The sequence below is a fragment of the Bacillus sp. FSL K6-6540 genome (genome assembly GCF_038007545.1).
Map to the genome: position 1 here is coordinate 2,152,705 of NZ_JBBOXH010000001.1, position 11,825 is coordinate 2,164,529.

Sequence of the window (11,825 nt, forward strand, 5' to 3'; positions counted from 1 at the left end):
TGTTCTGAGAGAAAGTTCCAAAAAAACAAATACAGCTCAGAAGGGATTTGATTCTTGACGCCGAATCTATTATCCTAAAGTGGTGGAAAGTGGTGCAAAGTGGGGAATCGGGGTTAAGGAGTGGAATGCCTGATGTTTATGGGGGAGTTTCAGCATAGCATCGACGATAAGGGGAGAATCATCATCCCCGCTAAATTTCGCGACCTCTTGGGCACCTCGTTTATCGTAACCCGCGGTTTGGACAATTGCCTCTTTGTATACCCCAAAGATGAATGGGCCATCATGGAGCAGAAGCTCAAATCCCTACCCCTCATGAAGTCGGATGCACGCGCATTCACCCGGTTTTTTTTCTCCGGAGCGACGGAATGTGAATGGGATAAACAGGGAAGGGTAAATTTGCCGGGCAATTTGCGCGAGTTCGCCAAGCTCGAGAAAGAATGCGTCGTCATCGGCGTATCGAGCCGCGTGGAGATCTGGAGCAAGGAGCAATGGCAGAATTACTATCAGCAGTCGGAGGAAGCGTTCAACGACATTGCAGAGAAGCTGGTAGACTTTGATTTTGACTTATGACCAGCTAGGAAAATCCCGTAATCGAAATGGACAAGTTACACTAAAAATCATGTAAGAGACACAATGGAGGGCTGCAGCTTTGTTCCATCACATCACAGTGCTTAAGCAAGAAGCGACAGAAGGGCTGCGCATCAAACCAGACGGTATATATGTTGACTGTACGCTCGGGGGGGCGGGGCACAGCTCGCTCATTGCTTCCCAACTAAGTTCGGAAGGCCGGTTGATCGCTTTGGATCAGGACGACTGGGCATTGAATAACGCCCGGGAGGCCATGAAGCCTTATGCGGACCGGATCACCCTCGTTAAGACCAATTTTCGCGATTTGGAGGAGGTGCTCCGACGCGAAGTGGGGGCTGGCGAGAACGGGCAGCCGCAAGTTGACGGTATACTGTTCGATTTGGGCGTATCTTCTCCGCAATTTGATGAAGGGGAGAGAGGGTTTAGCTACAATCATGATGCCCCGCTGGATATGCGGATGGATCAATCCGCCGAGCTTACAGCAGCCAAGATTGTAAACGAATGGCCGGAACAGGAAATCGCGCGGATATTGTACCAATACGGCGAAGAGAAGTTTTCAAGGCGGATTGCCAAGGTCATCGTTGAAAGAAGGGCACAGAGTCCTATTCAGACAACCGGAGAGCTTGTCGAAATGATTAAGGAAGGGATACCGGCCGCGGCTCGAAGAACGGGCGGCCACCCGGCGAAGCGAAGCTTTCAAGCATTTCGCATCGCGGTAAACGATGAGCTGGGCGCTTTCGAGGATGCGCTTCATCAAGCCGTAAGATGTCTTGCACCGGGAGGAAGGGTCTCGGTGATTACCTTCCACTCGCTCGAAGACCGGATATGCAAGCAGATTTTTAACAGTTACATTCCCAAGTGCACGTGCCCTCCAGACTTTCCGATGTGCGTATGCGGTGGCGGTCAAGGCGATCTGAAACTGGTAAACCGTAAACCGCTTATCCCGTCGGCGGAAGAAATTGAGAGTAATCCAAGGGCGCGTTCGGCGAAGCTGCGGATTGCGGAGAAACTGTAGAAACATCAAATCCCTGAAGAAGGAGAATCAGCCATGGCTTACACGCGCGGCAATTTAGCCGTACAGGAGAGACAGAAGGAAACGCAGCAGTCCGCTTATCTCGAGAAGACCAAAGTCGTTAAACGTCGTTCCCAGCTTCCGCAAAAAGAAAAGCTGTTGTATTTGTTGTCCGTGGTGTTCGTGGTTGCCGTCATGGGCGTCATCGGCATGAGTCATGTTCATTCCTATGACTTGAACCGGCAAATTCATGATACCGACAATAATATACTCAAAGCGAAGCGAAATATTGATCAACTTCAGGTAGAGAAGCAAACGCTGGAGATGCAGGTATTGGACAAGGCGAAAGAGCTCGGTTATGTGCCGATTGAGGACGATAACACGATCCATCTATCACCTGTCTCGGGATCAACCGGGACACAGGATTCAGACTCGGGACAAAATGATTGAAGTGTGAGGTTTTGACCGATGATAAAAAAAATCAAACTGCGTACCGTGCTAATAGGGGGATGTATAACCCTCTTTTTTGCTTTATTGATTGGTCGGGTGTTTTGGCTGCAGGTGATCGATAACGACTTCTGGAAGGCCGAAGCTTTGAAGAAGTGGTCCAGAACCCAAGATTTGCCGGCCTCCCGCGGTACGATCATGGACCGGGACGGCGACATCCTGGCCATGGACGCCCCTGCCTTCACGGTCATTGTAAACCCTGCGGTCATCCAGGCTAACGGCTTGGAGAACGAGGTCGTTAAAGGGCTGCACGAAACTCTCGGCAAGGATGAGGACAAGCTTCGTGAAATGGTTCAAGCTAAAGGCAAGGATGGGGAATACCTCAAGGGCGTGGAAGTCCGCAACGAAGGATGGAAGATCAGCCAGGAGAAGATGGAAGAGGTCAAAGCGTTCAGCGAAAGCTTGAATGATCGATTGAAGGCCGCAGGCAAAGTTCCCGATTCGGGCATCGGGTTTCAACGCGAGCAAAAACGCTTCTATCCCAAAGAGACATTGGCTGCACATATGCTGGGTTATACCGATCGTCAAGGACAGGGGATCGGAGGCATTGAGCAATACTATGACGAGATGCTGAAGGGGACCGACGGATTCGCTTCTTACAAGAGCGACAAGAAGGGAGTCAAGCTGCCCAGCGAGGATGAATTATACCAGCCTGCAATAAATGGGAAAAATTTAGTACTGACGACCGACGATACAATCCAGTATTATATCGAGGAAGCGATGCGCGACACGTATAACCAATATAAACCAATCAGCATGACGGTGATCGCGGCGGATCCGAACACGATGGAAATACTGGGGATGGCCAACATGCCGACTTTTGATCCCAATACATATTCGAAATGGAATCAAAAGAATTTTATCAATCATGCCGTGCGGTCCATCTATGAGCCGGGATCGACCTTCAAAATTGTAACCCTGGCCAGCGCAGTGCAGGAAAAGCTGTTTAACCCGGGTGCTATTTATCAATCCGGTTCCATAAGGGCGGGGGGAAGAACCCACCGGGACATAAACAGCGTAGGGTGGGGACCGATCACCTACCTGGAAGGCGTGAAAAAGTCGAGTAACGTTGCTTTTGTTAAACTCGGATACGAGATGCTCGGCAAGGAGCGGTTTACCAATTATATTCGGGAGTTCGGGTTTACCGAGAAAACGAATATTGACCTGCCGGGGGAAATTCTCGGTACCTTGAACATGACCTATGATTCCGATATTTCAACCATGACCTATGGTTACGCCGTATCGGTAACGCCTATACAACAGATAGCGGCCATTTCCGCCGTTGCCAACGGCGGCAAGCTAATGGAGCCGCATATGGTGAAGGAGATCGAGGACCCCAACACGGGCGAGGTTCAGAAAATCGAGCCGAAAGTCGTGCGCCAGGTCATATCTCCCGAAGCCGCAAGAGAAACAGGGACTTACCTTGAGCAAGTCGTAGCCGACCAATTAAACGGCACAGGCAAGCTTGCGTATATCGACGGCTACCGCGTAGCGGGCAAAACCGGTACCGCCATTAAATCCGGCGGCGGATATAAAGACCGTTCGAAACAGGTGGTTTCGTTCATCGGGTACGCACCCGTCGAAAATCCGAAGATTGCCGTGCTGGTCATTATCGACGAACCGAACGTGGAGAAGGGCGGCGGTGCGCTGGCGGCACCGATCTTCAAGGAAATCGTCTCCAAGACCTTGAATTATTGGGGCGTTCCCAAAACGACTGAAACTCAGGACAAAGAAAAATCGAATCCGGGAACGGCGCCGAAGGATGCCCTTAAAGCACCGGACTTTACGGGAATGAAGCTCAGCGAAGTAAAGGCCAAGCTGTTGAAGGATGGAGTTGCGTTTGAGACATTGGGCAATGGAAGCACCGTGAAGGAGCAGTATCCGCCCGCAAATTCGATCATTAACGTTGGACAGCGCATTTATCTTCTTACAGAGGACAGCCCATCGATGAAAATCCCGAATTTAGAGGGAGAATCGCTTAGGGATGCCATGGAGGTGCTCACCTTGATGAAAGTAAAGGTGAACGTTCAGGGCGAGGGTTTCGTTGTATCGCAATTGGAAGCCAAAGAGAATGGCCAGCGGATCGTGCAATTAACGCTGAAATCGGCTCAAGAGCTGATAACGGGGAGCAGCAGTACCGATGAAACCTCCTCCGCTGGCAACGAAAATGCGAACGGGGAAGAAACCGGCGACAAAGAGGCGGAAGGAACCCCCGATAACGAAGCAGAAGCAAACGACCCAGGACAAGGCGATACAGGAGGGGAATAGCTTGTTCTAACCCGGGTTTGTCCCGAATACTCATGTGAAGAACGCATATCATGAGCTTTCGGGTTCAAACAGGGAGGGAAGCTTAGGTGAAAGTATCCAAGGTATCGCAGCGGAGAAGGCTGCTCTGGAGCCTGCTGCTGCTGCTCCTGCTGTTCTCTGCGCTGATCATCAGACTGGCCTATGTGCAGATCGGGAAAGGCGCGGAGCTGTCGGCGAAGGCGGAGGACCTCTGGCGCCGCGACATTCCGTTTGCGGCACAGCGGGGCGAAATTCTGGACCGTAACGGAACCGCATTGGTTACGAATATAACGACACCGACCATTTGGGCGATTCCTGTACAAATCAAAGATCCGGACCATACAGCCGAGACGTTGGCCGGACTGATCAGCATGGACAAGGCCGATATCAAGAAGATCATTACGAAACGTTCGAGATTGGAACGGATAAATCCCGGTGGACGAAAAATTACGATGGAGCTGGCTCAGGAAATTCGTGATTTGAAGCTGCCGGGTATCGTTGTTGCTGAGGATAACAAACGGTATTATCCCTACGGCGATCTCGCGGCCCATATTTTGGGGTTTACGGGAGCCTACAGCCAGGGACTCACCGGCCTGGAAGCCATGCATGACGACAAGCTGAAGGGCTTCGAAGGCGGAATATCCTATTTGTCCGATGCGGGCGGAAGAATCATGCCGGGCTCCTCGGAGAAATACGTAGAGCCCCGCGACGGTCTGAATCTGGAGCTGACGATCGATAAATCGATCCAGTCCATCATGGAGCGGGAGCTTGACCAGGCCATGGTGAAATACCAGGCGAATGGAGCATGGTCGATTGCCATGAATCCGAAGACGGGCGAGATTTTGGCGATGGCCAGCAGGCCGGGGTACTCCCCTGCCAACTATCAGGAATTTTCAGCGGAGACATACAATCGCAACTTGCCGATCTGGATGACCTATGAGCCGGGCTCGACGTTCAAGATTATTACGCTTGCCGCTGCCCTCGAAGAGGACAAGGTCGATCTGAAGAACGACCATTTCTTCGACAGCGGGGCGGTAGAGGTCGGCGGAGCCAGGCTGCGCTGCTGGAAGAAAGGCGGCCATGGCAGTCAAACCTTCATGGAGGTTGTGCAGAACTCCTGCAACCCGGGCTTTGTGGCATTGGGCCAGAAGCTGGGCAAGGAAAGCCTGTTCCAGTATATCCGGGATTTCGGCTTTGGTGCGAAGACGGGCATCGATTTGAATGGGGAAGAGAACGGCATTCTGTTCAAACTCGATAACGTTGGCCCTGTCGAGCTGGCCACAACGGCGTTTGGCCAAGGCGTATCGGTTACGCCGATCCAGCAGGTTGCGGCCGTGTCCGCCGCCATTAACGGCGGTAAGCTGTTCAAGCCGCACGTCGCCAAGGCTTGGGTCAATCCGGAGACGGGCGAGACGGTGGAAGAAATCAAACCGGAGCTCGTCAGACAAGTAATCTCGGAGGAAACCTCCAAGCAAGTGCGCGAGGCACTCGAAAGCGTCGTCGCCAAAGGAACCGGACGTCCGGCCTTTATTGACGGTTATCGTGTGGGAGGGAAGACCGGTACCGCCCAGAAGGTGATTAACGGCCGTTACTCGTCAACCGAGCATATCGTCTCCTTCATCGGATTCGCGCCAGCCGATGACCCGGAAATCGTGGTGTACACGGCGGTGGATAACCCGAAAGGCATACAGTTCGGCGGCGTCGTGGCAGCCCCGATCGTGCAGAATATCCTGGAGGATGCGCTGCACTATATGAACGTCCCGCCGCGCAAAGATCAGCTTGCCCGCGAATACAAGTACGGCGAGACGCCGACCGTGACCGTACCGAACCTGGTCGGTGCAACCGTTCAGGATCTGTATGAAGACTTAAATATGAACTTCATGCTGGCCAAGTCCGGAACCGGCAATACGGTAATTTCCCAGGCGCCGAAGCCGGGAAGCCGGGTGGAGCGAGGGTCCACCATTCGGATTTACATGGGCGAAGACCCGGGGGAATCCAAGCACGAACACTAAGGCATCATCCAGTCGGCAAGCGAAGGGCGGATGATGCAGATATATAGAGAGAGGGATAACAATGAACTTAAAGCAATTATCATCCGTATTGGCCGCTGCTGTTATCGAGGGATCCGGAGATGTTGAAATTACGGGGATAGAAACAGACTCCAGACAAGTAAAACCGGGGGATTTGTTCATTTGCCTGCCGGGCCATACGGTGGATGGACACCAGTTTGCAGCCCAGGCCGCCGGCAAAGGCGCCGCGGCGCTGGTCGTTGAACGCAAGCTGGAGGTTGACCTCCCGCAGGTGATCGTGAAAGACAGCCGCTTCGCGATGGCGGGTTTGGCGAATGCCTTTTATCATCAGCCGAGCTCCCGCATGAAGATGATCGGCGTAACCGGTACGAACGGCAAGACAACGACAACGTATTTGATCGAGACGATCATGAACGATTTCGGGTTGAAAACCGGATTGATCGGCACGATTCAGATGAAATACGGCGGCCGGTCCTTCCCGATGCCGAGAACGACGCCCGAGGCGCTGGAGCTTCAGCGTTACTTGAACGATATGGCCAATGCAGGCACCGAGTGCTGCGTGATGGAGGTATCCTCGCATGCGCTCGAACAGGGGCGCGTGAAGGGAACGGATTTCCGGACGGCCATCTTCACGAATCTGACCCAGGACCATCTGGACTATCATCACACGATGGAAGAATACCGCGGCGCAAAAGGGTTATTTTTCTCCCGGCTGGGCAACGCTTTTGCCAAGGACGAATCCGCGCGCAAATATGCCGTCCTGAATGCGGATGACGATGCTTCGGCATATTTCGCCAAGCAGACCGCGGCGGAAGTGATTACCTACGGTTTGGGTGAAGATGCGGATGTGCGGGCGAGCAATATATCGATCACCGCGCAAGGCACCTCGTTCCATGTGGATACGTTCCGCGGCAGTGCGGACATTTCGATTCGAATGGTAGGGAAATTCAACGTGTATAACGCCATGGCTGCGATCGCGGCAGCGCTCCTGGAAGGTGTGCCGCTCGAAGATATCAAGAACAGCCTGGAATCCGTGCCCGGAGTCGATGGCCGCGTAGAGGTCGTGGATGAAGGCCAGCCGTATGCCGTGATCGTGGATTATGCCCATACGCCGGACGGACTTGAAAATGTGCTCCGCACCGTCAATGAATTCGCGGAAGGCCGGGTGCTCACCGTTTTCGGCTGCGGGGGCGACCGGGACCGGACCAAACGGCCGATCATGGGTAAAATCGCTGCGAAATACAGCGACGTTGTATTGGTAACTTCCGATAATCCCCGTACCGAGGATCCGGAGTTGATATTGAAGGATATCGAGGCCGGATTGGTTGAGGACGGTGTGGCAACCGAAAGCTACAAGCTCATCGTCGATCGCCGGAAAGCGATCGAAAAGGCTATTGAAATGGCAAGCCCGGGCGATGTAGTATTGATTGCGGGGAAAGGTCATGAGACCTATCAGCTGATTGCGGGCGAAGTGCTTGATTTTGACGACCGCATCGTAGCCAAAGACGCGATAAGGGGCAGACAATAGTGATCCATAAATCATTAAAGAGCATCGCCGACATGTGCGGCGGAACGCTCTCACGTAACCAAGATGACAACATCATCATTCAAGGAGTCGGCACCGACTCCCGAACCATACAGCCGGGCAACCTGTTTGTTCCGATTGTCGGCGAGAAGTTTGACGGGCATGAATTCGTGGAGAGCGTGCTCGCCGGCGGAGCCGGCGCGGCATTCTGGCAGAGGGATCATCAGCCGGTTCCCGCCGACCTTCCGCTCATTTTCGTGGAGGATACATTAAAGGCGCTCCAGTCGCTTGCGGCGGCCTATTTGTCCGAGAGCAGAGCCAAGGTGGTGGGCATAACCGGCAGCAACGGCAAAACCACCGTGAAGGACATGGTCTCGGCACTGCTTGAAACCACGTATAACGTTCACAAAACGCAAGGCAATTATAATAATCATATCGGGCTTCCGTTAACCGTGCTGGCCATGAAGGAAGACACCGACATTATCGTGCTTGAGATGGGCATGAGCGGACGTCATGAGATCGAGCTGCTCTCGAACATAGCCCGCCCGGATTTGACCGTGATCACCAATGTCGGGGAAGCGCATTTGCTGCAGCTCGGTTCCCGGGAAGAAATCGCACGGGCCAAGCTTGAAATTATCAGCGGCATGAAGCCCGGCGGTTTGCTGATCTATCATGGGGACGAACCGCTGATCCGCCAGGTGCTTGCTGAAGAGGCAACGGTGAAGCCGGAGGGGCTGCGTACGTTTACGTTCGGAAATCAAGATACCAATGACGATTATCCGACGGGACTCATGTTCCATGCCAGAGGAATCATATTTACTTCGAGCCGGCATGCAGGCGAAGGCTTCAGCCTGCCGCTCCTCGGCCGCCACAATGTGGTAAACGCCCTGGCAGCCATGGCCGTGGCGACCCATCTGGGCATCGGCGATGAAGCCATTCGCAGCGGGTTCGCCCATCTGAAGCTGTCGAGCATGCGGATCGAAGCCGTAGAGACCGCGTTCGGGGTAACCGTGCTGAACGATGCCTACAATTCCAGCCCGACGGCGGTGAAGGCGGCTGTAGACGTGCTTGGCGATATGAAGGGTTACCGCCGCCGGATCGCCGTGCTCGGGGACATGCTGGAACTTGGTCAGCGGGAAGAGTCATTCCATGCCGAAATCGGAGAGTATTTATCTCCGGACAATGCGGATCTGGTATTCACCTACGGTCCGTTGTCTCTTCATACGGCGAATAAAGCGAAAGCCCGCTTCCCGGAAGGGGCCGTGCTTTCTTTTACGGATAAAGAAAAGCTGATCGAAGCCCTGCTGGAGCAGGTTACGGAGAAGGATATCGTATTGGTGAAAGCCTCGCGCGGCATGAGGCTGGAGTACGTGGTTGATGCCTTGAAGGCACTGCCGGGCAGCAACAACGGAGTGAGGGGGTGAGCGGATGGACTTTCAATTACTGTTATTGACAATCGGTGTAGCGTTTGTGCTTGCGGTGATATCGGCTCCGCTGCTCATTCCGCTGCTGCGGCGTATGAAGTTCGGCCAGCAGGTCAGGAACGACGGTCCGCAGAGCCACTTGAAAAAAGCCGGGACGCCAACGATGGGCGGCGTCGTCATTCTTCTAGCTTTTACGCTGACTTATATTAAATTTTCGCCTGTCGATACCGATTTCTACGTGCTGATCGTAGCCACGCTCGGTTTCGGTTTAATCGGCTTTCTTGACGATTACATCAAGATCGTGTTTCGCAGATCATTAGGACTTACGGCCCGGCAGAAGCTGTTTGGACAGCTTCTGTTTTCCGGTATTATGTGCTGGCTGTTGATTTCCAACGGCCACAGCACGGCAATCAGCGTACCCGGCATGGATTGGTCCTTTGATTGGGGCCCATGGTTCTATTATCCGTTCATCGTGGTCATGATGCTTGCAATCAGCAACGCGGTCAATTTCACCGACGGATTGGACGGCCTGCTGTCCGGCGTCAGCGCGATTGCCTTTGGCGCCTATGCCATCGTCGCGATTCAGTCCACCTCGTTCGCGGCGGCGTTCTGCGCGGCTGCCATGATCGGCGCGGTGCTCGGGTTTCTGGTATTTAACGCTCATCCCGCGAAGGTGTTCATGGGAGATACGGGTTCTTTAGGCATCGGCGGTGCCATCGGCGCCATTGCCATCGTAACCAAGAGCGAGCTGCTGTTCCTGATCATTGGAGGGGTCTTCGTCATCGAGATGCTATCTGTTGTGCTTCAGGTGATCTCCTTCAAAACCCGGGGCAAACGAATATTCAAAATGAGCCCGATCCACCACCATTACGAATTGTCCGGGTGGTCGGAGTGGCGCGTTGTTTTTACATTTTGGGCCGTGGGACTGGTACTTGCGGGACTCGGACTCTATATCAACAAGGGGTTGTAACATATGAAGCAGCTAGATGATTATCGGGATAAGCTTATCGTCGTGTTGGGTCTTGCCAAAAGCGGAGTGCAGGTGGCCAAGGTGCTGCATCAAGCCGGCGCCTCCGTCATCGTGAATGATCGAAAGGAAAGAGAACAGTGTCCTGAAGCCTCGGAGCTCGAGGCTTTGGGTATTTCTGTTATTTGCGGCGGGCATCCCGATGACCTCATTCATCCCGGCGTGTCGCTCCTTGTCAAAAACCCGGGAATTCCATATTCGGTCCCGCCTGTCCAAAAGGCGATCGAGCTTGAAATTCCTATCGTGACCGAAGTTGAAATCGCCTATCACTTGTGTGAAGCTCCGATGATCGGCATCACGGGCTCGAACGGCAAAACAACCACGACGACTTGGGTAGGCAAGCTGCTGGAAAACGCCGGCCTTTCTCCGATCGTTGCCGGCAATATCGGCACGCCCCTATCCGAGGCCGCTGCGACAGCCACCGAACATGACTGGATGGTCGTGGAGCTGAGCAGTTTTCAGCTAAAAGGAACGGAGGCGTTCCGGCCGCGCATTGCCTGCCTCCTCAACGTGACGGAAACGCATCTGGATTACCATGGCGGAATGGATGATTATGTGGCATCCAAAGCCAAGCTGTTTGCCAACCAGACTTCGGAGGATACCGCTGTGCTCAATTGGGATGATCCCGTGTGCAGAAACCTTGTCCCGTATATCAAGGCGCACATCGTGCCTTTTTCGATGAGCGAGAGCCTTCGTGAAGGGGTTCACATCACGCCGCCATATGCTCCCGGTGCCCAGGATTCGGACGAAGACGATCAGGGGCGCAGAATCATTTATACAGACGGCGAAGGGTTTACCCATGAGATCATCCGTGTGGAGAACATCGGACTGCCGGGAAGATTCAATGTGGGGAACGCAATGGCCGCTTGTGCCATCGCCATAGCGGCGGGCGTTGCCCCCGATAAGCTGGAGGAAGCTTTGTCCAGCTTCCGCGGCGTTGAGCACCGCCTGGAATTTGTGGCGGAGCTTCAAGGCGTATCCTATTACAACAATTCCAAGGCAACCAATTCCAAGGCGACGCACATGGCTTTGACCTCGTTCAAGGAACCTGTCGTTTTGATCGCGGGGGGGCTTGACCGGGGCTCGGATTACGAGGAGCTGATCCCATCCATGCAAGGGCGGGTGAAAGCGGTCGTGCTTCTTGGCGAAACCAGGGAGAAAATCGCGAACGCTGCCGCCAAGGCCGGATTAAAGGACATCATCCTCGTCGATAATGGGGAGGACGCCGCTTCGACATTGACCTCGGCTGTCCGGAAGGCCGCCGGGCTGGCGGAGAGCGGAGACATCGTTCTCCTGTCCCCCGCGTGCGCCAGCTGGGACATGTTTCCTTCCTATGAGACGCGAGGACGCATTTTTAAAGAGGCGGTGCATAACCTTTAAGTAGGGGGGTGGAAAAGCCCCTACTAAGGATGTACGAGGTGGCCTT

General features: G+C 53.9%; 9 protein-coding genes. All 9 read left to right on the top strand.

All coding sequences use genetic code 11. The features are described from left to right. Nucleotides 1-132: 132 nt before the first annotated feature. Nucleotides 133-570 carry a division/cell wall cluster transcriptional repressor MraZ gene (gene mraZ, locus MHH82_RS09415; protein ID WP_009590832.1) on the top strand — a complete coding sequence of 146 codons (438 nt, stop codon included), beginning with the start codon at nucleotides 133-135 and terminating at the stop codon, nucleotides 568-570. Nucleotides 571-649: 79 nt separating this feature from the next. Further along, complete coding sequence (gene rsmH, locus MHH82_RS09420; protein WP_036666015.1) at nucleotides 650-1,603, top strand: 16S rRNA (cytosine(1402)-N(4))-methyltransferase RsmH; 954 nt, start codon at nucleotides 650-652, stop codon at nucleotides 1,601-1,603. Nucleotides 1,604-1,636: 33 nt separating this feature from the next. Then, a complete protein-coding gene (locus MHH82_RS09425) occupies nucleotides 1,637-2,050 on the top strand; it encodes a hypothetical protein (RefSeq protein ID WP_036666013.1) in 414 nt (137 codons plus the stop codon). An 18-nt stretch (nucleotides 2,051-2,068) separates the two neighbouring features. Beyond that, nucleotides 2,069-4,375: a penicillin-binding transpeptidase domain-containing protein gene (locus MHH82_RS09430; RefSeq protein ID WP_145035315.1), complete on the top strand. Its 2,307-nt coding sequence runs from the start codon at nucleotides 2,069-2,071 to the stop codon at nucleotides 4,373-4,375. Between the two features lie 86 nt (nucleotides 4,376-4,461). Next, a complete protein-coding gene (locus MHH82_RS09435) occupies nucleotides 4,462-6,405 on the top strand; it encodes a stage V sporulation protein D (protein ID WP_015734232.1) in 1,944 nt (647 codons plus the stop codon). Nucleotides 6,406-6,466: 61 nt separating this feature from the next. Continuing rightward, complete coding sequence (locus MHH82_RS09440; RefSeq protein WP_145035317.1) at nucleotides 6,467-7,951, top strand: UDP-N-acetylmuramoyl-L-alanyl-D-glutamate--2,6-diaminopimelate ligase; 1,485 nt, start codon at nucleotides 6,467-6,469, stop codon at nucleotides 7,949-7,951. After that, nucleotides 7,951-9,372 carry a UDP-N-acetylmuramoyl-tripeptide--D-alanyl-D-alanine ligase gene (locus MHH82_RS09445; protein ID WP_036666008.1) on the top strand — a complete coding sequence of 474 codons (1,422 nt, stop codon included), beginning with the start codon at nucleotides 7,951-7,953 and terminating at the stop codon, nucleotides 9,370-9,372. The genes MHH82_RS09440 and MHH82_RS09445 overlap by 1 nt, the downstream gene beginning before the upstream one ends. A 4-nt stretch (nucleotides 9,373-9,376) precedes the next feature. Then, nucleotides 9,377-10,342: a phospho-N-acetylmuramoyl-pentapeptide-transferase gene (mraY, locus tag MHH82_RS09450; protein WP_009590845.1), complete on the top strand. Its 966-nt coding sequence runs from the start codon at nucleotides 9,377-9,379 to the stop codon at nucleotides 10,340-10,342. A gap of 3 nt (nucleotides 10,343-10,345) precedes the next feature. Then, a complete protein-coding gene (gene murD / locus MHH82_RS09455; protein WP_036666006.1) occupies nucleotides 10,346-11,779 on the top strand; it encodes a UDP-N-acetylmuramoyl-L-alanine--D-glutamate ligase in 1,434 nt (477 codons plus the stop codon). Nucleotides 11,780-11,825 lie beyond the last annotated feature (46 nt).

Excerpts from the sequence above, each read along its gene's own strand:
- MHH82_RS09425 (WP_036666013.1), top strand. The coding sequence starts at position 1,637 with ATGGCTTACACGCGCGGCAATTTAGCCGTACAGGAGAGACAGAAGGAA.
- MHH82_RS09430 (WP_145035315.1), top strand. The coding sequence starts at position 2,069 with ATGATAAAAAAAATCAAACTGCGTACCGTGCTAATAGGGGGATGTATA.
- MHH82_RS09440 (WP_145035317.1), top strand. The coding sequence starts at position 6,467 with ATGAACTTAAAGCAATTATCATCCGTATTGGCCGCTGCTGTTATCGAG.
- mraY (WP_009590845.1), top strand. The coding sequence starts at position 9,377 with ATGGACTTTCAATTACTGTTATTGACAATCGGTGTAGCGTTTGTGCTT.
- murD (WP_036666006.1), top strand. The coding sequence starts at position 10,346 with ATGAAGCAGCTAGATGATTATCGGGATAAGCTTATCGTCGTGTTGGGT.
- mraZ (WP_009590832.1), top strand. The coding sequence starts at position 133 with ATGTTTATGGGGGAGTTTCAGCATAGCATCGACGATAAGGGGAGAATC.